This window comes from Kocuria sp. WN036, assembly GCF_002287015.1.
Classification (GTDB): Bacteria; Actinomycetota; Actinomycetes; order Actinomycetales; family Micrococcaceae; genus Kocuria; species Kocuria rosea.
This window is the reverse complement of record NZ_NSKF01000001.1, coordinates 186990-209355: the sequence shown is the minus strand read 5'-3', so window position 1 is coordinate 209355 and position 22366 is coordinate 186990. Positions and strand designations below refer to the sequence as shown.

Here is a 22366-nt window from a genome sequence, read left to right as displayed (position 1 = left end):
GGAGCGTCCCCGGCCCGGCACAACGGTCCGCGCACAACGGTCCGGGCACGACGGTCCGGGCACGACGGTCCGGGCTCACCCGTCCGGGCACCGTTCGGCCGGGCGTGGGCCGGACGGGGCGGCCCGTGGACGCGGGGAACGTCCGATCCCGTGCTCAGGCGAGCGGCAGCACCGGGGGAATGATCCCGTCCTCGATGGCCCGCTTGTAGAGCTCGAGCTTGGTGCGGGCCGGCCGCTCCACCGCTGCGTACTTGCGGCGGATCCGCTTGAGGTGCTCCTCCACCGTGGACTCGGCGATCTCCAGCAGCGCGGCCACCTCCTGCTCCTGGAGTCCGTCCACGTAGAGCGCGAGCACCTGGCGCTCCCGGGCGGAGAGCTTCGCGGGAGCTTTGCTTGGCAGCTCGGCCAGAGCCGACTGGAGCACGTCGCTCACGAAGTGGCCCAGCTGCCGGGAGAGCCGCATGGTGCGGAAGACGGTCCGGATGGGCTCCCACTTCCCCACGGCGCCGGCCGCCCCGCACGTGAAGGCGGACCGGACCCGGGCGAGGTCGTCCGGGGGCACCAGCACCACCACGGTGTGCTCCTGTGCGGTGAGGTCCGTGACGTTCTGCACGAGGTTGCGGCCGTCCAGGGTGTTCAGGCTCAGCAGGACCACCATCTCCTCGGCCGGGTTCTCGGCCAGGAACTCCGGGACGCTGCCCGCCACCGCGCTCACGCGCACGCCGTGCTCGGGGTGCTCGACGGCCTCGCGCTGCATCGCGATGCGCGTCATGGGCTGGGGGCTGATCACGGCGGCGTTCAACATGGTGGGACTCCTCGACGTCTCCCGCTGTGAGGTGGGCGGGATCTCCGCGGCCGGGGATCGCCGGTCCGCTCCGGCAGCGGGAGGGCCGTGTCCTGCGGCGGGACCGGCGCCGAACGCCCATATGTCCTTTGTGGAATATAGGGCAGTGTGGCGGGGGCCGTCGGGGCAGGGGGTCCTCCGGGCGGTCGCCGCCGGCGGAGATGGTGCAGTGTGTTCCTCCACAGTGGCGGACCCGCCCGCGCGCGGGCAAGGCGATTCCGTGCGGACCTGCAACTTCGCACACCGCACGCCGCCCGACGGGCCGTGCCGGGGGCCGGCGGTGAGATGTCTCTTCCTGCTCGCGCGTGGCCGGGGCCAGGGCTGGTGGAAGCGGTGCGACTGGAAGAATGGGGGAGCCCGCACCGGTCGAGGAAAGGTCCGTACCGTCATGCACATCGACGTTCTCCCGGGATCGGGCGGGCAGGGACTCCGGCCGGGAGCGGCTCGCGAGCTCCACGGACTCCTCGAGGAGCTCTCCCTGCGCGGCCTCGCCCCCCGGCTCCTCGATCCGGGGGCGGACCCGGTGCTCTCGACCGCGGGGGAGGAGGGTCTCCGGGAGCACGGGCCCGCAGGCGGCGATCCCGCACCGCGGTCCGAGGCGGAGGCGCTCCTGCTGGCCGGCCTCGGGGCGGATGCTCCCGTGGGCGACACCGGGCTGCTCCTCTGGCTCGACCGGGCGAGGGCCGCTGCGGCGGCGGGCCGGCCGGTCGTCGTCACCGGCCTGGCCCTCGACCCCGATGCCGTCCCGGAGGAGGCCGTGCGCCGGCTCCTCCCGGTCGCCTCCCTCGTGGGGCTGCGGGACGAGACGTCCCTGGCGGTGGCCCGCCGGCTGTGCCCCGAGCACCCCGGCCTGCGCGTCGGCTGGGAGGACGCGCTCCTTCTCCCGCCTCCCGCCGCCCCGGCGCGACCGCTCGAGCAGGACGGGCCGACACGTCGCCCAGGAGAGCGGGGCGCCCCGGCCGGGCGGGAGCAGGAGGAGTGGGAGGGGCCGGCCGCGGAGTCGGAGGATCCGGACGGACGGGCCGAGCGGCAGGACGAGCTGGGCGGGTCGGCGGAGGAGCCGGGGGCGCCGGCGGGGCCGCCGCGGATCCTCGCCGCAGTGCGGCGGCCGGCCGGTCCCTGCCCGGCGGAGCGGCTCGCCCCGGTGCTCGCCGCCCTGCTGGACGCCCTGGTGCACCGGACGGGCGCAGCGGTCACGCTCCTGGCATGCGGCGGCGCCCCGGCCGACGAGGAGTTCGCGGCGGACGTGGCCGCGCTGCTGCCGGACGACGTCCACCGGGTGCGTGCGGCTCCGGGAGAGGCCGGCACGGAGGCGCTCCGGGCGGACTGGGTCCTGACCACCTGCTCCCGCGGTGCGGCCCTCGGCCTCGCGGCGCGGGCCGTCGTCCTCCCGGTGGGCCCGGACAAATATTCCACGGACGACATGAACGGCGTGCTGAGCCGCTGGGGGCTGGAAGGTGCCGTCGTTCCCCTGGCGGCGCTGCTCACCCCCGGCGACGTGGCGTGGGACACCCGCGCGGCCGTCCAGCAGTGGGCGGCGGAGGCCGTGGAGCACCGGGGGGCGGTGCGCGCCGCGCTGGCGGACGCCGAGCCGGCGGTCCGGGAAGCGGCGGCCCGGTGGTGGGACGACGTGGCCGGGGCGCTCCGCGGGCAGGAGGCCCGGCCCGCGGTGGGAACGGTGGCGGCGCCGCGCGGGGTCGGTGCCCCGGTGGTGCGTGCCCTCCGCCGCCGGTACACCGTTCCCGCGGTGCCGCCCGAACGGCCCACCGTCGCGGTCCTGCTGCGGCACCACGGCGCCCCGGCGCGCCTGGGCCGGGCCGTCGACGACCTCCTGGCGCAGACGTTCACCGACTGGCGACTGGTCCTCGTGGACGACGGCGGGAACCCCGCCGAGGTGGACGCGGTCCTGGCGCCGCGCCGGGACGAGCTCGCGGGGCGCGCGACGGTCCTCCACCACCGCAGGGCCCTCGGTGCCGCGGCGGCCGCCAACCGTGGGCTGCGGGCAGGGGAGTCTGAACTCGTCGTCCTGCACGACGGCTCGGAGCCCTGGTCGCCCGAGCTCCTGCAGCGCGCCGTGGCGCACCTCGAGGATCCCCTCGTGACCGACGACGGGGTCGTGGTGCCAACCGAGAATCCGCCCGGGACCGGCCGAGACGTACCGGCCGGTCGGCCGGGACGGAATCTCGTGCCGACGGACCGGGAGGCCCTCACCCTCACCGACGTGCTGGACGGCGACCGCACCGCGGTCGACGCGCCGTTCCTGTACCGGCGCGCGGTGCACGGGGTGCTGGGCGACTACGACGAGACCATCGGCGCCGCGGAGCGCTGGGAGTTCGTGCTCCGCTTCCTGGAGACGTTCACCGTGGGCCTGCTCCCCGCGCGCCCGACCGCCCGGCGGGACCGGACCGACGGGCGCGCCTTGGCGCGGGGCGAGGCGGCGGTGCGCGAGCGCCATCTCAGGCAGTGGAGCGCGGAGAACGGGATCGGCCTGCCGCTCTACCTGCGGCGGGCCGCGGCGGAGGAGGCCGGCGCCCTGCACCGGAGGCTGGACGCCGCCGAGGAGCTCGCGCACGAGCTCCTGGAAGTGGTCCGCGCCCAGACCCGGCAGATCGAACGGCTCGAGCAGGTCGTGGCGGAGAAGGGCTTCCTCGCCTTCTGGCGGCGTGCGTGGCGGGCCCTGCGCGGAGGATGAGCGGCCCGCTCCGGCCCGCTCCGGCCCGCTCCGGCGCGGCCGGTCGGCAGGTTGCTTTCCAGTTCTCCCGTCCGTGTGACATGCTTCACCCTTGGGCGCGTCCGGGACGTGCGAATTCCGTCCCGGACGCGCCCTTCGCGCAGTGTCCGCACCAGATGAGGAGTCGGGGCATGGGATGGCTTGATCGGCAGCACTCGGTGGCACCACCGGGATTCAACCGCTGGCTCATACCGCCGGCCGCCCTCGCGGTGCACCTGTGCATCGGTCAGGCCTACGCCACCAGCGTGTACAAGAACGCGCTGGTGGCGCACTTCGACGCGAGCCTGACCCAGATCGGCATCATCTTCTCCATCGCCATCGTCATGCTGGGCCTGTCCGCCGCCGTCTTCGGGACGTGGGTGGACACCGGCGGGCCGCGCAGGGCCATGTTCACTGCGGCGCTGCTGTGGTCCGGCGGGTTCCTGGTCGGCGCGCTCGGCATCTTCACCGAGCAGCTCTGGCTCGTCTACCTGGGCTACGGGGTCATCGGCGGCATCGGCCTGGGCATCGGCTACATCTCGCCCGTCTCCACGCTGATCAAGTGGTTCCCCGACCGCCCCGGGCTCGCCACGGGCATGGCGATCATGGGCTTCGGCGGCGGCGCGCTGATCGCCAGCCCCCTCTCCGCGGCCCTGCTCAACTTCTACGACCCGAACTCCGGCACCGAGGGCTGGGTGGCGAGCGGGAACGCCGTCGGCAAGCTGTTCCTGACCCTCGCGGTCGTCTATCTCGCCTACATGCTCTTCGGCGCGTTCACGATCAAGGTTCCGGCGGAGGACTGGAAGCCCGAGGGGTTCGAGCCCTCGAAGGTCGAGTCGAAGGCCCTCGTCACCAAGAACCACGTCTCGGCCCGCAACGCCATCCGCACCCGGCAGTTCTGGCTGGTGTGGATCGTGCTGTTCTGCAACGTGACGGCCGGCATCGGCATCCTCGAGCAGGCAGCCCCCATGATCCAGGACTTCTTCCGCCAGGCGGACGGCGCCTCCCTCGTGACGGCCGCCGTGGCCGGCGGTTTCGTGGGCCTGCTGTCCATCGGCAACATGGGCGGGCGCTTCGTGTGGTCCACCACCTCGGACGTGCTGGGCCGCAAGCGCATCTACATGGTCTACCTCGGTGTCGGGGCGGTCCTCTACACCGTGCTGGCGCTGTTTGGCTCAACCTCCACGCTGCTGTTCGTGCTGCTGGCCTTCGTCATCATCTCGTTCTACGGCGGCGGCTTCGCCACGGTGCCGGCCTATCTGCGGGACCTCTTCGGGACCTTCCAGGTGGGGGCCATCCACGGCCGCCTGCTCACGGCGTGGGCCGCCGCGGGCATCGCCGGGCCCCTCATCGTCAACGCGTTCCTCGACGCCCAGGGCACCCCCGGGGAGCTCACAGCGCAGGCGTACCAGCCGGCGCTGCTGACCATGGTCGGCCTGCTGGTCGTCGGCTTCGTCGCCAACCTCCTGGTCAAGCCCGTGGACGCCAAGTACCACGAGCCCGAGCGCCGGACCGCGGCGTCCGGCGCCGAGGCCTCCGGGGAGGCCGGCACCGAGTCCCCGCGCACGTCCGACACCGAGCTCTCCCCGAAGGAGGCATGACATGAGCCGTGCACGACTGGCACTGGGCTGGGTCCTCGTCGGGGTCCCGCTCGCCTACGGAGTGACGATGACCCTCACGCGGGTGACCGCGCTGTTCGTCTGACCGGCCGGACAGGACACAGGCGGGTCGCGGTCCGAAGCTCCCCTACAGCCTGCGCCGACCGGTCCGTGACGTGCTGACCGACCGTCCCGGGGTGCCGGGGTCGTCCGCCGCAACAGACGCCGCAGCACGTCACTGAGCGCCGCCGGGTCGCGGCAGCCCCAGGTGCCCGCGCAGCGTGGACGAGGTGTACCGGGTGCGGAAGAGTCCGCGGCGCTGGAGGACGGGGACCACGTGGTCCACGAAGTCGTCGAGGGAGTCCGGCAGCCGGGGCGGCATGAGGTTGAAGCCGTCGGCCGCGCCCGAGCGGAACCAGCGCTCCATCCGGTCCGCGACGGCCTCCGGGGTGCCGACCACCGTGCAGTGCCCGCCCCCGGCGGCCAGCCGGCCCAGTAGCTGCCGCACCGTGGGCCGCTCGACCGCCACGATCCGCAGGATCGTGGCGTACCGGCCCTGCGGCCCGGTGAAGCCCTCGAGCGGCGGCAGCTCCGGGACCGGGGCGTCCAGCTCCCAGGCGCTGCAGTCCTGCTGGACGAACGCGGACAGCTGGGCCAGGGACTGCTCCGAGGGCAGCAGGGCGTCCACCTCCGCCTGCTTGGCCCGGGCCTCCTCCTCGGTGGAGCCCACGTAGGCGACCAGGCCCGGCATGACGGCCACGCCCTCCGGGTCCCGTCCGGCCGCGGCGACGCGCCGCCTCAGATCGGCGCGGTACTCCCGCGCGCTCTCGAGGTCGTAGGCCACGGCGTAGACCCCTTCGGCGTGCCGGGCGGCCAGCTCCCGGCCCGGCCCGGAGGCGCCCGCCTGGAACAGGACCGGACGCCCCTGGGGCGGGCGCGGCACGGTCAGCGGGCCGTCCACGCGGAAGTGCTCGCCGGCGTGGTCGATCCGGCGCACCCGCTCGGGATCGGCATGCAGGCCCTGCCGGTCGCCGATCAGGGCGTCGTCGGACCACGAGTCCCACAGCCGACGGGTCACGTCGATGAACTCTGCCGCCCGCGCGTAGCGCTGGGCGTGCGGTGGCATTCCCGGGAGACCGTGGTTGCGCGCCTCGGCGTCGAACATGGAGGTGACCACGTTCCAGCCGGCCCGCCCGCGGCTGATGTGGTCGAGCGAGGCCAGCAGGCGGGCGGCGTGGAACGGCGTCCAGAAGGTCGTCGAGACCGTGCTGACCAGCCCTATCCGCTCCGTGGCCCGCGCCATCGCGGACAGGGCCGTGAGCGGTTCGAGGAACCACCGGGGTCCGTCCGCCACGTCACCGGCGCTGTGCCCGTCGGCGAAGAACACGGCGTCGAGGAGGCCGCGCTCGGCGGTGCGGGCGAGGCGCTCCCAGTGGGCGATGTCCCCGAGCCGCTCCAGCGGGGAGTCCGGGTGCCGCCAGGCCGCCTGGTGGTGGCCCGCGCCGAAGAGGAAGGCGTTGAGGTGCAGCTGTCGCGGCGCGGTCACGGCGGCCCCCATCAGTCGAGGACCAGCCCGCCGTCGACCACCAGGTTCTGCCCGGTGACCGAGCGCGCCCACGGCGAGGCGAAGAACAGCAGGGCGTCGGCGAACTCGGCCGGGGTGGTGACCCGGCCCAGGGGCGTGGCGGAGGCGATGTGGTCGAAGACCTCGTCCGGGGTGGCGGCGCTCGCGTCGGTGGTGCGCAGCAGACCTCCGGAGACCATGTTGACCGTGACGTCGTGCGCGCCGAGGTCCTTGGCGAGGGTGCGGGTCAGGGACAGCAGCGCGGCCTTCGCCGCCGTGTAGTCGTGGTACGGGACCACGGGGTTCTGGAACAGGTTGGTGCCGACGTTGACGACCCGGCCGAAACCCCGTTCCCGCATGCCGGGCAGGGCCTGCTGCACGGTGTTGAGCGCCCCGCGGACGCTGCCGGCGAACTGGGCGTGGAACTCCTCCCAGCGGATGTCCTCCGCGGAGGAGCGGGCGTCGCCGTTGAAGGAGAAGTCCGCCAGCGCGTTGTTGACCACGGTGGTGACGGGGGAGCCGAAGTGCTCCCGGGCCGCGCGGAGCATGTCTGCGACCTGCTGCGCGTCGGTGACGTCGGCAGCCAGCGCCACCGCCCGCTCGTGGCCGTACCGGTCGACGAGCTCCTCCGCGGCCGTCCGGGACGCGCGGTAGTTGACCACGACCCTCGCGCCCTGGGCGGCGAAGGCCTCGACGACGCTGCGGCCCAGCCCTCGTGCTCCGCCGGTGACGAGGACGATCTGTTCTGCGATCTGCATGGGTCTCCCCGGGGTCAGGGCGAGGAGACGCGGGCCGGCCACGGCCGGTCCCGGCAGGACATCCCTTCGCCAGTCCTAACTGGATCAGGTTCGACGGGTGTCATCTCAGCCGGCTCGTCGTGCGGCGCCGGCACCCCGTGTCACTGCGGACGAGTATAAGCACCGGCCCCGCAGCCCGGCCCGTTCTTCTCGCGGCGGCGGGTCACACCGGGCCGCGGTCGTCCCCGGGGGCGTCGTCGTCGGACTGCCCGGCGTGGCCGAGGAAACCGCGCAGCAGCGCGGCCGTGCCCTCCAGGTGGGCGAGGGAGGCGGCCCGGGCGGCGGGGGCGTCGCCGGCCAGGACGGCGTCGGTGAGCTCGCGGTGCTGACGGTCGGAGTGCTCGAGGTTGACCGGAAGCACGGGGATCCGGTCCAGCAGGTCGCTGGCCCGCGAGCGCACCTCCGCGACGGCGCGGACCAGGCTGGGACAGCCGCCCAGCTCGGCCACCGCGATGTGGAAGCGTGCGTCGGCGGGGCGGTAGTCCTCCGGGGCGCTCTCCTCGACCTGCCGCAGGCACGCGAGCAGGTGCTCCCGGGCGGCCGCGCTGAGGGACGCCGCCGCGGCCAGCTCCGCCGCGGCGGGCTCGACCACGGCGCGGAACACGAGCACGTCCTCGACGTCCGCGGGGTCCACCGGGGGGAGGGCCTCGTCCGGCAGGGCGGTGCGACCGGTCACGAAGGTCCCGCCGTACCGGCCCCGGACCACCTCCAGGACCCCGGCGACCTGGAGCTCGTGCAGGGCCTCCCGGAGCGTGGCGCGGGAGATGCCGAGCATCGCCGCGGTCTCCCGCTCGGGCGGGAGCCGCTCGCCCCGGCGGAACAGGCCGAGCCGGATCGAGTCGAGGATCCGCTCCACGGCCTCCTCGAAGGCGTTGCCCTGGCGCACGGGCCGGATGCGGGGGTGCTGGACGGGATCGCTCACGGTGGCGCTCCTCCCTGCGGTGCGACGTGCGCCCATGGTGTCACGGTCCCCGGGGACCGCCTCCGGCGGGGCCCCGCCCACCGCTCCGGGCGGGGCCACGAGCAGCAGCGGCGCGCCGCCCGGTCCGGACGGCGCGCCGCTGCCTCCGGCCGGGACGGCCGGCCGAGGCCCTAGTGGGTGAGGTCCATGGCGACCACGCCCACCGCGATGATCAGGGCGGCGGAGACGAGGAAGCCCGCCGTGATGGCGATGAGGGCCCAGGAGCGGGCGGGGCCGGGGCGGTCAGTGGTTGAGGACGTGGTCTGGTTCATGCCCACCATTCTGCGGCATCCGGGGGGCCGGCTCCACCGCGACGCGGTCCGTGCCCGGCCCGGCGGCCGCCCGGCCGCGCCCCGCGGGGTCTTGACGGGGCACGGGGCAGCCCACAGACTGTGACCACTCGCGCCAAACGTCTGTTTTCAGACCTTTGTGGAATCCCGGAGGGATCGTCCCATGCCCGAATCCCCAGCACAGCCCACCCGCACCGACGAGTACTTCCAGCACCGCCAGCTCCGCTCCGGCGCCGCCGGGTGGGTTCTGCTCGCGGGCCTGGGCATCGCCTACGTCATCTCCGGGGACTTCTCCGGCTGGAACATCGGGCTCTCCGAGGGCGGGTGGGGTGGGCTGCTCATCGCCTTCGTGCTCATGGGCCTCATGTACACCTGCATGGTCTTCGGCCTCGCCGAGCTCTCCTCGACCCTCCCCACGGCCGGCGCCGGGTACGGCTTCGCCCGCCGGGCGCTCGGCCCCCTCGGCGGCTTCGCCACCGGGATGGCCGTGCTCATCGAGTACGCCGTGGCCCCGGCGGCGATCGCCACGTTCATCGGCGGCTACATCGAGGCGCTGGGCCTGTTCGGGATCACCAACTCCTGGCCCGTGTACCTCGTGACCTACCTGGTGTTCATGGGCATCCACATGTACGGGGTGGGCGAGGCGCTCAAGCTGATGTTCGGGATCACCGTGGTCGCGGTCCTCGCGCTGGGGGTGACCGTCGTCGCGCTCGTGCCGCACTTCGACGCCGCCAACCTCTTCGACATCGTCCCGAACGACGCCGCGGGGGCGAGCGCGTTCCTGCCCATGGGCTACGCGGGGGCGATGGCGGCCCTGGTCTACGGGATCTGGTTCTTCCTGGCGATCGAGGGCGTGCCGCTGGCCGCCGAGGAGACCGCCGACCCCCGCCGGGACATGCCGCGCGGGATCATCGTGGCCATGGCCTTCCTGCTGGTCTCGGGTGCGCTCATGCTGGTCCTGGTGCCCGGGGCGGCCGGGTCGGAGGCGATGAGCACCTCGGACAACCCGCTGCCGGAGGCCATCCGCACGGTCGCCGGGGCGGACAGCGCGATGGCGAACATCGTCAACTACGCGGGCCTGGCCGGGCTGGTCGCGAGCTTCTTCTCCATCATGTTCGCCTACTCCCGGCAGCTGTTCGCGCTCTCCCGGGCGGGGTACCTGCCCCGGTTCCTCTCGCTGACCGGCAAGCGCCGGACCCCGTGGGTCGCCCTCATCGTGCCCGGCACCGTGGGCTTCGTGCTCGCGGCCGTGACGGGCGACGGCGGACTGCTCATCAACATCGCGGTCTTCGGCGCCACCGTCTCCTACGTGCTGCTGAACCTCTCCCACATCGTGCTGCGGCTGCGCGAGCCGGACCTCCCGCGCGGCTACCGCACCCCGGGCGGCGTGGTCACCACCGGCATCGCCCTGGTGCTGGCGCTCGTGGCCGTGGTCGCCACGTTCCTGGTCGACGTGCTCGCCGCGTCCATCACCGCGCTCGTGTTCGTCGTCTTCCTCGCCTACTACTGGTTCTACAGCCGCCACCGCCTCGTGGGCCACGCCCCCGAGGAGGAGTTCGCGCAGATCCGCACCGCCGAGGCGGACCTGCACTGACCCCGTCCCGCCCGACTCCCCGCCCAGCGACCCCAGCACCCCAGCGTTCCCAGCGATTCCAGCGACGAAGGACCGGACCCATGACCCAGACTCCTCAGCACCCGCGCAACGACCGGATGCTCACCGTCGAGCAGCTGCGGCAGCACGTGGCCGACGGGCTCGTGGACACCGTGGTCCTGGCCTTCACCGACATGCAGGGCCGGCTCCAGGGCAAGCTCAACCACGCGCAGTTCTTCCTCGACTCGGTGCTCGACGAGGGCGCCGAGGGCTGCAACTACCTGCTGGCCGTGGACACGGAGATGAACACCGTGGGCGGGTACTCGATCAGCAGCTGGTCCTCCGGGTACGGGGACATGGAGTTCGCTTGTGATCTCGACACGATCCGGCTGATGCCGCACAACCCCGGCCAGGTCCTCATCCAGTGCGACCTCACCGGCCACGGCGGGCAGCCCATCCCGATGTCCCCGCGGTCCATGCTGCGCCGCCAGCTCGACCGCGCCCGGGACATGGGCTTCACCATGGTCACCGGCACCGAGCTGGAGTTCTGCGTCTACAACACGAGCTACGAGGACGCCTGGGACGCCGGCTACCGCAACCTGGTCCCGGCCAACCAGTACAACGTGGACTACTCCGTGCTGGGCTCCCAGCGGGTCGAGCCGCTGCTGCGGGAGATCCGCAACGCCATGTACGCGGCCGGGCTGACCGTGGAGTCCGCGAAGGGCGAGTGCAACCTGGGCCAGCACGAGATCGCGTTCCGCTACGACGAGGGCATGGTCACCGCGGACAACCACGTGGTCTACAAGCTGGCCTCGAAGCAGATCGCCCACCAGCAGGGGAAGTCCATCACCTTCATGGCCAAGCCCAACGAGCGCGAGGGCAGCTCCTGCCACATCCACATGTCCCTGCGCGGACCGGACGGCGAACTGGTCTTCTGGGACCGCGAGCGGAACGCCCGGTCCCGCACCTACGAGCACTTCATCGCCGGGGTGCTGCGGACCATGCGCGAGTTCACCCTGTTCTACGCCCCCACCATCAACTCGTACAAGCGCTTCGTCGAGGGCAGCTTCGCCCCCACCTCGGTGGCCTGGGGCGTGGACAACCGGTCCTGCGCCGTGCGCCTCGTGGGCAGCGGGCAGTCCGCCCGGATGGAGAACCGCCTCCCCGGCGGGGACGTGAACCCGTACCTGGCGCTGGCCGCGATGCTCGCCTCCGGGCTGCACGGCGTGGAGCAGGAGCTCGAGCTGGAGCCGATGACCGAGGGCAACGCCTACGAGTCCGACGCCCCCGTGGTGCCCTCCACCATGCGCGAGGCCCGGGACCTGCTGGACGGCTCGGAGCTCGCACGGGAGCTGTTCGGCGAGGACGTCGTCGAGCACTACGTGCACTACGCCGACGTGGAGCTGGCGGCCTTCGAGGCCGCCGTCACCGACTGGGAGCTGCGCCGTGGCTTCGAGCGCCTCTGAGCCGGGCAGGCCCGGGTACCGGCCGCGGATCGGGCTGACCACCTACTACCAGGAGGGCTCCTGGGGGGTCTGGAGCTCCGTGGCGGCGATCGTCCCGGGCGCCTACGTGGAGGCCGTCGCGGCGGCCGAGGGCACGCCCCTGCTGCTGCCCCCGGTGGGCACGGACCCGGGGGTGCTCGAGCTCGTGGACGGGCTGGTCGTCATCGGCGGCGTGGACGTGGACCCGCGGTTCTACGGCGCCGACCGGCACGAGCTGACCTCGTCCCAGCCCTCCCGCGACGAGCACGACCTCGCCCTGACCCGGGCGGCCCTGGAGCGCGGGGTGCCCCTGTTCGCGATCTGCCGCGGCGCCCAGATCCTCAACGTGGCGCTCGGCGGCACGCTGATCCAGCACCTGCCGGACGTCAACGCGAACGCCGCGCGCTACCAGCCCGGACCGGGCCGGTACGGCGAGGTCGAGTTCGCCACCGAGCCGGGCAGCCGCTGCCGCGAGCTGCTGGGCGAGACGGCGTGGTCCCCGTGCTACCACCACCAGGCCCTGGAGACGGTGGCCGAGGGCCTGGTGGTGACCGCCCGCGCCGAGGACGGGACGGTCGAGGCCGTGGAGACCACCGAGGGCGGCTGGACGCTCGGCGTCCAGTTCCACCCCGAGGAGAACCGGAAGGACTCCCGGCTCTTCGAGGGGTTCGTCCGCGTGGCCCACGGCTACGCGCAGGACCGCGCCCGGCAGTACAGCGCCCGGCACGACAGCCCCGGGGGGACCGGCCGGGCAGAGCACGCTCCACAGCGAGAGGACACCCGCATCCCATGACCATCACGCAGATCATCGACCCCGCCACGGAGGAGGTCGTCGGCACCGTCGAGCTGACCTCCCTGGAGCAGACGGACGCGGCGATCGAACGGGCCCGGCGGGCCTTCGAGACCTGGCGGACCGTCGCCCCCGCCGACCGCGCCCGGCTGCTGCGCCGCTTCGCCGACGCGGTGGACGCCGACCTCGAGCACCTCGCGGCCCTGGAGGTCCGCAACGCGGGCCACACCATCGGCAACGCCCGCTGGGAGGCGGGCAACGTCCGGGACGTGCTGACCTACTACTCCGGGGCGCCCGAGCGGCTCTCGGGGCGGCAGATCCCCGTCCAGGGCGGGGTCAACCTCACCTTCCACGAGCCCCTGGGCGTGGTGGGCGTGATCGTGCCCTGGAACTTCCCCATGCCGATCGCCGCGTGGGGCTTCGCCCCGGCGCTCGCCGCCGGCAACACGGTGGTGCTCAAGCCGGCCGAGCTCACCCCGCTGACCGCGATCCGGCTCGGGGAGCTGGCGCTGGAGGCGGGTCTGCCCGAGGGCGTGCTCACCGTGCTGCCGGGCAGGGGCTCGGTGGTGGGGGAGCGCTTCGTGACCCACCCCGCCGTCCGCAAGGTCGTGTTCACCGGCTCCACCGAGGTGGGCCGGCGGATCATGGCCGGCTGCGCGGAGCAGGTCAAGCGCCTGACCCTCGAGCTGGGCGGGAAGAACTCCAACATCGTCTTCGCGGACGCCGACCTGGAGCAGGCCGCCGCGTCCGCCCCCGCCGGCGCCCTCGACAACGCGGGCCAGGACTGCTGCGCCCGCTCCCGCGTGCTGGTCCAGCGCTCCGTGCTGGAGAGATTCCTGGAGCTGCTGGAGCCAGCCGTGCGGGACTTCGCCTGCGGGGACCCGTGGGACGAGGGCACGCGGATGGGCCCGCTGGTCTCCGCCGCGCACCGTGACTCCGTGGCCGGCTTCCTCGCCGACGACGACGCCCGGGTCGCCTTCCGCGGGACCGCCCCCGAGGGCCCCGGCTGGTGGTTCCCGCCGACCGTGCTCACCCCGTCCCCGGACTCCCGGGTGTTCCGGGAGGAGATCTTCGGCCCCGTGCTCGCCGTGGTGCCGTTCGAGGACGAGGCGGACGCCGTCCGGATCGCCAACGACACCGAGTACGGGCTCTCCGGGTCGATCTGGACCCGGGACGTCGGCCGCGCGCTGCGGGTGTCCCGCGCCGTCGACGCCGGGAACCTCTCCGTCAACTCGCACGCCTCGGTGCGCTACTGGACGCCCTTCGGCGGCTTCAAGCAGTCCGGCTTCGGCCGGGAGCTCGGCCCGGACGCCCCGCAGGCGTTCACCGAGACCAAGAACGTGTTCCTGGCCACCGACTGACGCCGCCGTTCCACCACCCGTCCCGGGTAACCCCCACCACCGAACCCCCACCACCGAACCCCCACCACCGAAGGAGGACCCATGGAGGTCAACGCCCGCCGTCTGGTCGGCCGCAGCGCCGTCATCACGGGAGGGGCCAGCGGCATCGGTCTCGCCGCGGCCCGCCGCCTCGCCGCCGAGGGCGCGCACGTCGTCGTCGCGGACCTGAACCCCGCGGCCGGGGAGGCGGCCGCCGAGGAGGTCGGGGGGCTGTTCGTGCGCACCGACGTGGCGGACGAGGCCGACGTGATCGCGCTCTACGCGGCAACCTACGAGGCCTACGGGTCGGTGGACGTCGCCTTCAACAACGCCGGGATCAACCCGACCGACGACGGCTCCATCCTGGACACCGGGATCGACGCGTGGCGCAGGGTGCAGGAGGTCAACCTCACCAGCGTCTTCCACTGCTGCAAGCACGCCATCCCGTACATGCGCGAGCAGGGGAGGGGCTCGATCATCAACACCGCGTCCTTCGTGGCCGTCATGGGCGCGGCCACCTCGCAGATCTCCTACAGCGCCTCGAAGGGCGGCGTGCTCTCGATGAGCCGCGAGCTGGGCGTGCAGTTCGCCCGGGAGGGGATCCGGGTCAACGCGCTGTGCCCGGGCCCGGTCAACACGCCGCTGCTGCAGGAGCTGTTCGCCGCGGACCCCGAGCAGGCCCAGCGCCGGCTCGTGCACGTGCCGGCCGGGCGGTTCGCGGAGCCGGAGGAGATCGCCGCGGCGGTCGCGTTCCTGGCCAGCGACGACGCCTCGTTCGTCAACGCCGCCACGTTCCTGGTGGACGGGGGGATCGCCGGGGCCTACGTCACCCCGGTGTGACCCCGCCGTGACGTGGTCGGCCGGGCCTCCCCGTGGTCAGTCGGCGGGGGCGGCAGGGCGGTTCACGGGTTCCTCGCCGTAGAGGGCGGCGACCTCCTCGGAGCCGAGCCATCCGTTGAAGGTGGGCGACTGCGGCCAGCCTTCGGGGGAGTCCTGCCACTCCTCCTGGCGCCCCCAGGGCAGCAGGTCGATGAGCGGGAAGGTGTGGCTGATCTGTTCGACACCGCGGCCGCTGCTGTGCCAGGTGCGGTGGACGGTGTCCCCGTCCCGGAAGAACACGTTCAGGGCGAACTCTCCGCCCGGAGGAGCCCCGACGTCGGCGCCGAACGGGCTGCCGGCGGTGGAGTACCAGGTCATGCGGTTGCCGACGCGACGGCGGTAGGCGAGCGCCTCGTCGATCGGGCCCTGGGTGACGACCACGAACCGGGCGTCGTAGCGGTCGAGGAAGTCCAGGCGGGTGAACTGCGAGGTGAAGCTCGTGCACCCTCCGCACTGCCAGGTCTCGCCGGGGAACCACATGTGGTGGTAGGTGATGAGCTGCCGCCTCCCGGCGAAGACGTCGACGAGACGGACCGGCCCGTCCTCGCCCTCCAGCGTGTAGTCCGGCAGCTCCACCATGGGCAGTCGGCGGCGCTGCGCCGCGATCGCGTCCAGCTCCCGGGTGGCGGCCTTCTCCCGGACGCGCAGCGCGTCGAGCTCCCGCTGCCAGGTCTCCTGGTCGACGACACGGGGCCGTCCTGGGTGGTTCATGGCATGTCCTCCTGTGTCCGGCCGCGGGCGGGTCGGTACGCGGCGTAGGTGACCCCGGACCCGAACGACCGCGCGTCGAGCATCTCGATCGCGCCGTCGAGAGTGACGTTCTCGGTGATGACCAGGGTCCGCATGCCGTGACTCCTCCGTCCGTGCCCAGAGGGTGCGCCGTCGTCCCACGGCACCGTGGACCAGTAGAGTGTGTACACCGTACACATCGATGGAAAGAGAGGTCAAGGGTGCCGCGCACACGGGATTCCTACCACCACGGTGATCTCCGCAGAGCCCTGGTCGACGCCGGCCTCGCCGCGACGCGGGCCCGCGGTGCGGCGGCCCTGGGGCTGCGTGACGTCACCCGTCAGGCGGGCGTCTCGCCGAACGCCGCGTACCGGCACTTCGCCGACCGGCAGGCCCTCCTGGCGGCGGTCGCGCACGAGATCCAGGACCGGATGGCCGAGCGGATGCGGGCGCGGATGCCCGTGGCGGGGGACCTCGATCCGCAGGACCGGGCGCGGCTCCGGCTCCGCGGGGTGGGGCTCGGCTACATCGCCTTCGCCGTGGCCGAGCCGGGGTGGTTCGCGACGGCCTTCTTCGGACCGGGCGGCGGGCCGGGCGACGTGCTCCACGACCCCCACGACCGCCTGCCGCCGCCGTTCGCGCTGCTGGTGGAGGAGCTGGACGGCATGGTCGAGGCAGGCGTGCTCTCGCGCGAGCGGCGGGACGGCGCGGAGTGGGCCTGCTGGAGCGCCGTGCACGGCTTCGCGGAGCTCGTGGTCCACGGCCCCCTGCGCGGGCAGAGTCCCGAGCGGGTCGACCGGTGGGCGGAGCGGGTCGTGGACGACATCATCACCGGGATCGCCTGACGCGCCGGGCCCGTGCCGCGGGACCTGCGCCGTTTCCCAGGAGCCCGGGCGGCGGCACCCCGCGGTCGCGCGAGCGGCGCCCGGTCAGCGGGCGGCGGCGACCAGGTCCTCCCGCAGCGCCGCCACGAACCCGTCCACGTCCTCCTCGGTGGTGTCCCACGAGCACATCAGGCGGACCTCGCCGACGGCCGGGTCCCACACGTAGAACGGCCAGCGCTCCTGCAGCCGGGCGGTGCTCCCGGCCGGGAGCACCGCGAAGACCGCATTGGCCTGGGGGGTCTGCGTCACCCGGGCGCCGGGGACCTCCGCGATCCCGGCCGCCAGCCGCCCGGCCATCGCATTGGCGCGGCGGGCCGCCTCGAGCCACAGGTCCCCCGTGTGCAGGGCCAGCAGCTGCGCGGACACGAAGCGCATCTTCGAGGCCAGCTGGGTCGAGAGCTTGCGCACGAACCGGGGCTGGCGCACGGCGTCCGGGGTGAGCACCACGACGGCCTCCGCGCCCATCAGACCGTTCTTGGTCCCGCCCCACGAGACCACGTCCACGCCCGCGTCGGTGGTCAGCGCCCGCAGCGGGACGTCCAGGGCCGCGGCGGCGTTGGCGAGGCGGGCGCCGTCCAGGTGGACCGTCAGGCCCAGGCCGTGCGCGTGCTCGCAGACCGCCCGCAGCTCCTCGGGCGTGTAGACCGTGCCGAGCTCGGTGGACTGGGTGACGGTGACGACGCGGGGCTGGGCGTGGTGCTCGAAGCCGAAGCCGTGCGCCTCCCGGTCGATCAGCTCCGGGGTGAGCTTCCCGTCCGGGGTGGGCACCGCCAGCATCTTCACGCCCGCGACCTTCTCGGGGGCGCCGCACTCGTCCACGTGCGCGTGGGCCGTGGCGGTGCAGATCGCGGCGTCCCAGCGGTCGGTCATCGCCGCGAGCGCCACGACGTTCGCCCCCGTGCCGTTGAACAGGGGATAGCACTCCGCCTGCTCGCCGAAGTGCCGGCGGACCACGTCCTGCAGCGCCTCGGTGTAGGGGTCCGCGCCGTAGGCCCCCACGTGCCCGCCGTTGGCGGTCGCCAGGGCCTGGAGCACCTCGGGGTGGACGCCCGCGTGGTTGTCGCTGGCGAAGCCCTTCCGGGCGGGGTCGTGCAGGCGGGACAGGACGGAGTCGGTCACGGGTGGCCCTTCCGGTGGATCGGCGGTGTGCCGGGCGGCACTCGCACTCTACTCGCGCCCCCGCCGGGGCAGTCCGGACCCGCACCGGGCCCGGGGCAGTCCGGTCCGGGCCCCGCCCGGGGCCGCCCGGCCCGGGCCGTCGGTAGGCTCGGGGCATGCGCATCGTCCGGGCCGCCGCGGCGGTGGTCGTCGGGGAGGACGGCCGGCTGCTGCTGGTCCGCCGGGGCCGGGAGCCCCAGCGCGGGCGCTGGAGCGTGCCGGGCGGGAAGCTGGAGCCGGGCGAGACCGTGGCCGAGGCCGCCGTCCGGGAGGCCTTCGAGGAGACCGGCGCCCGGGTCCGCGCGGAGCGCGAGCTGGGGGTGGTGCACGTCCCCGGGGGACCGGATCTCGTGTACGAGGTGCACGACGTCGCCGCGACCTACCTCGGCGGTGTGCTGCGCCCCGGCGACGACGCCGACGCCGTGCGCTGGGTGGCCCCGGAGGAGCTGCCGGGGCTCGAGACCACCGACGGACTGCTGGAGCACCTCGCACGGTTCGGGATCCGCCCGGCCTGAGACCCGCGGGCCCGGCCTCTCGTCCGGGCCCGGAGCGCGTGCTTGGATAGGGGCATGGCACAGACGCGGGGTTTCTACGTCGACACCGTGGAGCGCACCACCACGGCGGACCGGGACGCGGTCTGGGCGGTCGTCGAGGGCATCGGCGGCGAGCGCGGCTGGTACAGCACCGACCGCCTCTGGGCCGCCCGCGCCACGGCCAACCGGCTGAATCTCCCGCCCGGGCGGCTGCGCCACCGCGAGCACCCGGACCGCCTGGCGGCCGGGGAGCGCCTGGACTGGTGGACGGTCGAGGCCCTCGAGCCGCCGCGGCGGCTGCGGCTGCGGTCCGTCGTGCGGATGCCGGGGGACGCCTGGCTGGACATCTGCCTGGAACCGGGACCCGACGGCACTCTCGTCTACCGCCAGACCACGGTGTTCCGCCCCGCGGGTTCGGCCGGCCGGGCCTACTGGTACGCCATGCTCGCCCCGCACAAGGCCGTCCTGGGCCGGCTCGCCACGGACATCCTGCGGCAGGCGGGCGGATAGGGCTCTTCCGCCCCGGCCGCTCCGGCCGTAGCGTGGACTCACCGGCCACCGTGACGCCCGGTGGGCGCGGCCGGCGGCCGGGGGAGTGCCTCGGCACCGCTGCCGGGCGCAGCCTCCAGGAGAGTGCCGCCATGACCGCCGACGCCCCGTCCGTCCCCGACTCCCGCGCCCTGGCCGACGAGGCCGTCGCCCTGGTCCGCGAGTGGCTCGTGCGCGCCGCCGAGGGCCGCCGGCACCGCGACGGCGCCGCCGACCGGCTCGCCACCGTCCTCCAGGACCCGCACGGGCTCGAGTTCACCGTCGGCTTCGTGGACCGGGTGGTGCGCACCGAGGACGTGCGGGCCGCCGGGCGGGCCCTGCACGCGCTCGCCGAGATCGTGCCCCGCACCATGTCCGCGGCGGACCGCGCCCAGATCCGGCTCGGGGCCGCGCTCTCGGCCTCGGCGCCGCAGGTGGTCGTCCCCGCCGCCCGCACCCGGCTCCGCCAGCTCGTGGGCCACATGATCGTCGATGCCCGTCCCCGGCCGTTCGGGCAGGCCGTGAAGAAGCTGACGGCCCAGGGCCACCGGCTCAACATCAACCTGCTGGGCGAGGAGGTCCTCGGCGTGGAGGAGGCGGACAAGCACCTCGCCGACGCCGCGGCGCTGCTGGACCGGGACGACGTCGACTACGTGTCCGTCAAGGTCTCCTCCGTGGTCCCGCAGCTGTCCCACTGGGGCTTCGAGGGGACCGTGGCGAAGGTCGTCGAGCGGCTGCTGCCCGTCTACCGGGCCGCCGCCCAGGCCCCGGCCGGGAGCAAGTTCATCAACCTCGACATGGAGGTCTACTCCGACCTGCACCTGACCACCGAGGTGTTCACCCGTCTCCTGGAGCACCCGGAGCTGCGGGGTCTCGAGGCGGGGATCGTGGTCCAGGCCTACCTGCCGGACGCGCTCGCGGTGGTGCGGCGGCTCTCGGTGTGGTCCGCCGCGCGGGTCGAGGCCGGGGGCGCGGGGATCAAGGTGCGGCTCGTGAAGGGCGCGAACCTCCCCATGGAGCGCGTGGACGCCGAGCTCCACGGCTGGCCCCTGGCCACGTGGAGCAGCAAGCAGGAGACCGACACCAACTACAAGCGGGTCCTCGACTGGCTGTTCGTGCCCGGCCGGATGACGGGGCTGCGGCTGGGGGTCGCTGGGCACAACCTGTTCGACATCGCCTTCGCCCACCTGCTCGCCGAGCGCCGCGGCGTGACGGAGCGGATCGAGTTCGAGATGCTCCAGGGCATGGCGGTCGAGCAGGCGAGGGCCGTGAGCGCCGACGTCGGGCAGCTGCTGCTCTACGTGCCCGCCGTGCGCCCGGCCGAGTTCGACGTGGCCGTGTCCTACCTCGTGCGCCGGCTCGAGGAGAACGCCTCGCACGAGAACTTCATGTCCGGGATCTTCGAGCTGGCCCCGGACAACGAGGTCTTCGCGCGGGAGGAGCAGCGCTTCCGGGCCGCCCTCGAGGCGCTGGACCCGCGGCAGGACACCGCCCCGGCCCCCGCCCGCGCCCAGGACCGCACCGCGCCCGGCGCCGGGTCCGCGCACCTGCCGCTGGAGGAGCCCTTCCGCAACGAGCCGGACACCGACGTCTCGGTCCCCGCGAACCAGGCGTGGGCGGACGGGATCGCGGCCCGGATCCAGGACCGCTCCTGGTACGAGGCCCTGGCCGTGCCCGACCCCGTCGGCGCGCAGGACGTCGAGCGGCTCGTGCGCACGGGACGGGACGCCGCCGAGGGATGGCACGGCCGCGGCGCCCGCGAGCGGGCGGAGATCCTCAACCGGGCGGCCGACGTCCTGGCCGCCCGCCGCGGGCACCTGCTGGCGGTGGCCGGCGCGGAGGCGGGCAAGACCCTGGGCCAGTCGGACCCGGAGGTCTCGGAGGCGATCGACTTCTGCCGCTGGTACGCCCGCCGCGCCCTCGAGCTCGAGACCGTGGACGGCGCCCGGTTCGTCCCGGACCGGCTCGTGCTGGTCACCCCGCCGTGGAACTTCCCGCTGGCGATCCCCACCGGCTCCACGGTCGCGGCCCTGGCCGCCGGCGCCGCCGTGCTGCACAAGCCCGCCCCGGAGGCACGGCGCTGCTCGGCCGCCGTGGTCGAGGCGCTGTGGGAGGCCGGCGTGCCGCGGGACGTGCTCCAGCTCGTCGACTCCGTGGAGGGGGAGGTGGGGCAGGCCCTCGTCTCCCACCCCGGGGTGGACCGCATCGTCCTCACCGGCGCCTACGAGACGGCACGGCTCTTCCAGTCCTGGCGGGCGGGGCGGCCGATGACAGCGGAGACCTCGGGCAAGAACGCCCTGGTCATCACGCCCAGCGCGGACCGGGACCGGGCCGTGTGGGACCTCGTGACCAGCGCGTTCGGCCACGCCGGGCAGAAGTGCTCGGCGGCCTCCCTCGGGATCCTCGTGGGCAGCGTGGCGCGGTCCGAGCGGTTCCGCCGGCAGCTGCTGGACGCCGCGTCCTCGATGGTCGTGGACTGGCCGCAGAACCTGCAGGCCTCGGTGGGCCCGGTGATCGCCGAGCCCGGCGAGAAGCTGCACCGCGCCCTGACCCGCCTCGACCCGGGGGAGCAGTGGCTGCTCGAGCCGCGGCAGCTCGACGACACCGGACGGCTGTGGCGGCCCGGGATCAGGACGGGGGTGGCCCCCGGCTCCTTCTTCCACCGCACCGAGTGCTTCGGCCCCGTCCTGGGGCTGATGGAGGCCGCGGACCTGCAGGAGGCGATCGAGCTGCAGAACGCGGTCGAGTACGGGCTGACCGCCGGGCTGCACTCCCTGGACCCCGACGAGGTCAGCACGTGGGTGGAGCTCGTCGCGGCGGGCAACCTCTACGTCAACCGCGGCATCACCGGGGCGATCGTCCAGCGCCAGCCCTTCGGCGGCTGGAAGCGGTCCTCGGTGGGCCTGGGCGCCAAGGCCGGCGGACCGAACTACCTGGTCCAGCTCGGCTCGTGGCAGAAGGCCCCTTTCGGGGAGGTCCCGGCCGAGCAGGCCGGCACCGAGCTCTCCGCGTCCGTCGCCCGCCACCTCGCGGAGCTCCGCCCCCTCGTGCCCGAGCCGGACGCCGCCTGGCTGACCGCCTGCGCCGAGCAGGACCAGGCGTGGTGGGACCGGGAGTTCGGCCGCGCCCACGACCCCACCGGCCTGCAGTCCGAGGCCAACCTGTTCCGCTACCGCCCGCGCGACGTCGTCGTGCGTGCGGCCGAGGACGCCCCGCTCACGGACGTGATCCGGGTGGGGCTGGCCGCCGTGCGCTCCGGCGCCCGCGTGGTCCTCGTCCCCGCGGGGGAGGTCCCCGCGCAGGTGCAGGAGCTCTTCCGCTCGGTGCTGGACCCCTGCGGTGACGAGGCCTTCGCCCGCGTCGCCGCCGACTGGTCCGATCCGAGCGGGGCCGGACGGATCCGGGTGGTGGGCACCGCGCCGGGCCTGGCCGAGGCGCTCGCCGAGCGGCCCGAGGTCGCGCTGCTCACCGGGCCGGTGGTCGGCGCCTCCCGTGTGGAGATGCTCCCGCTGCTCGCGGAGCAGGCCGTGTCCGTGACGATGCACCGCTTCGGGAACCCCTCGACGGACGCCGAGACGGTGGTGCGCCGGGTGATCGCGTCCTCGCCGGGCCTGGGCACCCCGGCGCCACCGGTCGAAATGTAGGCG

At 74.1% G+C, this 22366-nt stretch carries 19 protein-coding genes and 1 riboswitch; of the genes, 11 read left to right on the top strand and 8 right to left on the bottom strand.

The annotated features are described in order from the left end of the window. Positions 1 to 154: 154 nt before the first annotated feature. Entirely contained in the window at positions 155 to 805 is a 651-nt protein-coding gene (locus CK505_RS18340) for a LuxR C-terminal-related transcriptional regulator (protein ID WP_176475253.1), read from the bottom strand. A gap of 427 nt (positions 806 to 1232) precedes the next feature. Here CK505_RS18340 and CK505_RS00960 point away from each other — a divergent pair, with 427 nt between their 5' ends. Together CK505_RS00960 and CK505_RS00955 are read left to right on the top strand one after the other, a co-directional pair. Beyond that, entirely contained in the window at positions 1233 to 3536 is a 2304-nt protein-coding gene (locus tag CK505_RS00960) for a glycosyltransferase (RefSeq protein WP_141246755.1), read from the top strand. Positions 3537 to 3706: 170 nt separating this feature from the next. Beyond that, on the top strand, positions 3707 to 5155 hold the full coding sequence (locus tag CK505_RS00955; protein ID WP_095649888.1) for an OFA family MFS transporter: 1449 nt from the start codon (positions 3707 to 3709) through the stop codon (positions 5153 to 5155). A 232-nt stretch (positions 5156 to 5387) separates the two neighbouring features. On the opposite strand, the gene CK505_RS00950 is transcribed toward CK505_RS00955, so the two are convergent. The 4 genes from CK505_RS00950 to CK505_RS18335 all read right to left on the bottom strand — a co-directional run bounded on the left by CK505_RS00950 (position 5388) and on the right by CK505_RS18335 (position 8746). After that, the gene (locus CK505_RS00950) at positions 5388 to 6710 is read right to left on the bottom strand and encodes an LLM class flavin-dependent oxidoreductase (protein ID WP_095649887.1); all 1323 of its coding nucleotides are present in this window, start codon (positions 6708 to 6710) and stop codon (positions 5388 to 5390) included. Next, positions 6710 to 7474, bottom strand: coding sequence for a 3-oxoacyl-ACP reductase (locus tag CK505_RS00945; RefSeq protein ID WP_095649886.1), 765 nt, complete (start codon positions 7472 to 7474; stop codon positions 6710 to 6712). The genes CK505_RS00950 and CK505_RS00945 overlap by 1 nt, the downstream gene beginning before the upstream one ends. A 44-nt stretch (positions 7475 to 7518) precedes the next feature. Further along, positions 7519 to 7622, bottom strand: a riboswitch (TPP riboswitch). Positions 7623 to 7676: 54 nt separating this feature from the next. After that, the gene (locus CK505_RS00940) at positions 7677 to 8435 is read right to left on the bottom strand and encodes a FadR/GntR family transcriptional regulator (protein WP_017832965.1); all 759 of its coding nucleotides are present in this window, start codon (positions 8433 to 8435) and stop codon (positions 7677 to 7679) included. A 170-nt stretch (positions 8436 to 8605) separates the two neighbouring features. Then, positions 8606 to 8746 (bottom strand): hypothetical protein, encoded by a 141-nt coding sequence (locus CK505_RS18335; protein ID WP_176475252.1) that lies wholly within the window; start codon positions 8744 to 8746, stop codon positions 8606 to 8608. A gap of 181 nt (positions 8747 to 8927) precedes the next feature. Here CK505_RS18335 and eat point away from each other — a divergent pair, with 181 nt between their 5' ends. The 5 genes from eat to CK505_RS00915 all read left to right on the top strand — a co-directional run bounded on the left by eat (position 8928) and on the right by CK505_RS00915 (position 14848). Then, on the top strand, positions 8928 to 10358 hold the full coding sequence (gene eat, locus CK505_RS00935; protein ID WP_095649885.1) for an ethanolamine permease: 1431 nt from the start codon (positions 8928 to 8930) through the stop codon (positions 10356 to 10358). Between the two features lie 80 nt (positions 10359 to 10438). Continuing rightward, the gene (locus tag CK505_RS00930; protein ID WP_095649884.1) at positions 10439 to 11821 is read left to right on the top strand and encodes a glutamine synthetase family protein; all 1383 of its coding nucleotides are present in this window, start codon (positions 10439 to 10441) and stop codon (positions 11819 to 11821) included. Next, positions 11802 to 12632, top strand: a complete 831-nt coding sequence (locus CK505_RS00925) for a gamma-glutamyl-gamma-aminobutyrate hydrolase family protein (protein WP_095649883.1) — start codon at positions 11802 to 11804, stop codon at positions 12630 to 12632. The genes CK505_RS00930 and CK505_RS00925 overlap by 20 nt, the downstream gene beginning before the upstream one ends. Next, on the top strand, positions 12629 to 13990 hold the full coding sequence (locus CK505_RS00920) for an aldehyde dehydrogenase (RefSeq protein WP_095649882.1): 1362 nt from the start codon (positions 12629 to 12631) through the stop codon (positions 13988 to 13990). The genes CK505_RS00925 and CK505_RS00920 overlap by 4 nt, the downstream gene beginning before the upstream one ends. 81 nt (positions 13991 to 14071) lie before the next feature. Then, positions 14072 to 14848 carry a 3-oxoacyl-ACP reductase gene (locus tag CK505_RS00915; protein WP_035925435.1) on the top strand — a complete coding sequence of 259 codons (777 nt, stop codon included), beginning with the start codon at positions 14072 to 14074 and terminating at the stop codon, positions 14846 to 14848. A gap of 36 nt (positions 14849 to 14884) precedes the next feature. On the opposite strand, the gene CK505_RS00910 is transcribed toward CK505_RS00915, so the two are convergent. Both CK505_RS00910 and CK505_RS18330 read right to left on the bottom strand, forming a co-directional pair. Continuing rightward, complete coding sequence (locus tag CK505_RS00910; protein ID WP_095649881.1) at positions 14885 to 15598, bottom strand: DUF899 family protein; 714 nt, start codon at positions 15596 to 15598, stop codon at positions 14885 to 14887. Next, positions 15595 to 15732: a hypothetical protein gene (locus CK505_RS18330; protein WP_176475251.1), complete on the bottom strand. Its 138-nt coding sequence runs from the start codon at positions 15730 to 15732 to the stop codon at positions 15595 to 15597. The genes CK505_RS00910 and CK505_RS18330 overlap by 4 nt, the downstream gene beginning before the upstream one ends. Before the next feature lie 105 nt (positions 15733 to 15837). On the opposite strand from CK505_RS18330, the gene CK505_RS00905 reads away from it, so the two are divergent. Then, positions 15838 to 16461 (top strand): TetR/AcrR family transcriptional regulator, encoded by a 624-nt coding sequence (locus CK505_RS00905; protein WP_095649880.1) that lies wholly within the window; start codon positions 15838 to 15840, stop codon positions 16459 to 16461. A gap of 84 nt (positions 16462 to 16545) precedes the next feature. Here CK505_RS00905 and CK505_RS00900 read toward each other — a convergent pair whose 3' ends face one another. Then, positions 16546 to 17619, bottom strand: coding sequence for a low specificity L-threonine aldolase (locus tag CK505_RS00900; RefSeq protein WP_095649879.1), 1074 nt, complete (start codon positions 17617 to 17619; stop codon positions 16546 to 16548). Between the two features lie 155 nt (positions 17620 to 17774). Here CK505_RS00900 and CK505_RS00895 point away from each other — a divergent pair, with 155 nt between their 5' ends. The 3 genes from CK505_RS00895 (at position 17775) to CK505_RS00885 (ending at position 22363) form a co-directional block, all read left to right on the top strand. Next, positions 17775 to 18173, top strand: a complete 399-nt coding sequence (locus CK505_RS00895) for an NUDIX hydrolase (RefSeq protein WP_035925442.1) — start codon at positions 17775 to 17777, stop codon at positions 18171 to 18173. A 54-nt stretch (positions 18174 to 18227) separates the two neighbouring features. Then, on the top strand, positions 18228 to 18701 hold the full coding sequence (locus tag CK505_RS00890; protein WP_095649878.1) for a DUF2867 domain-containing protein: 474 nt from the start codon (positions 18228 to 18230) through the stop codon (positions 18699 to 18701). A 131-nt stretch (positions 18702 to 18832) separates the two neighbouring features. Continuing rightward, positions 18833 to 22363, top strand: a complete 3531-nt coding sequence (locus tag CK505_RS00885; RefSeq protein WP_095649877.1) for a proline dehydrogenase family protein — start codon at positions 18833 to 18835, stop codon at positions 22361 to 22363. Positions 22364 to 22366 lie beyond the last annotated feature (3 nt).

What these genes read in the sequence shown, in the direction of transcription:
- CK505_RS00960 (WP_141246755.1), top strand. Translation starts at nt 1,233, where the DNA reads ATGCACATCGACGTTCTCCCGGGATCGGGCGGGCAGGGACTCCGGCCG.
- CK505_RS18335 (WP_176475252.1), bottom strand. Translation starts at nt 8,746, where the DNA reads ATGAACCAGACCACGTCCTCAACCACTGACCGCCCCGGCCCCGCCCGC.
- CK505_RS00920 (WP_095649882.1), top strand. Translation starts at nt 12,629, where the DNA reads ATGACCATCACGCAGATCATCGACCCCGCCACGGAGGAGGTCGTCGGC.
- CK505_RS00930 (WP_095649884.1), top strand. Translation starts at nt 10,439, where the DNA reads ATGACCCAGACTCCTCAGCACCCGCGCAACGACCGGATGCTCACCGTC.
- CK505_RS00885 (WP_095649877.1), top strand. Translation starts at nt 18,833, where the DNA reads ATGACCGCCGACGCCCCGTCCGTCCCCGACTCCCGCGCCCTGGCCGAC.
- eat (WP_095649885.1), top strand. Translation starts at nt 8,928, where the DNA reads ATGCCCGAATCCCCAGCACAGCCCACCCGCACCGACGAGTACTTCCAG.
- CK505_RS18330 (WP_176475251.1), bottom strand. Translation starts at nt 15,732, where the DNA reads ATGCGGACCCTGGTCATCACCGAGAACGTCACTCTCGACGGCGCGATC.
- CK505_RS00890 (WP_095649878.1), top strand. Translation starts at nt 18,228, where the DNA reads ATGGCACAGACGCGGGGTTTCTACGTCGACACCGTGGAGCGCACCACC.
- CK505_RS00945 (WP_095649886.1), bottom strand. Translation starts at nt 7,474, where the DNA reads ATGCAGATCGCAGAACAGATCGTCCTCGTCACCGGCGGAGCACGAGGG.
- CK505_RS18340 (WP_176475253.1), bottom strand. Translation starts at nt 805, where the DNA reads ATGTTGAACGCCGCCGTGATCAGCCCCCAGCCCATGACGCGCATCGCG.
- CK505_RS00915 (WP_035925435.1), top strand. Translation starts at nt 14,072, where the DNA reads ATGGAGGTCAACGCCCGCCGTCTGGTCGGCCGCAGCGCCGTCATCACG.
- CK505_RS00910 (WP_095649881.1), bottom strand. Translation starts at nt 15,598, where the DNA reads ATGAACCACCCAGGACGGCCCCGTGTCGTCGACCAGGAGACCTGGCAG.
- CK505_RS00955 (WP_095649888.1), top strand. Translation starts at nt 3,707, where the DNA reads ATGGGATGGCTTGATCGGCAGCACTCGGTGGCACCACCGGGATTCAAC.
- CK505_RS00950 (WP_095649887.1), bottom strand. Translation starts at nt 6,710, where the DNA reads ATGGGGGCCGCCGTGACCGCGCCGCGACAGCTGCACCTCAACGCCTTC.
- CK505_RS00895 (WP_035925442.1), top strand. Translation starts at nt 17,775, where the DNA reads ATGCGCATCGTCCGGGCCGCCGCGGCGGTGGTCGTCGGGGAGGACGGC.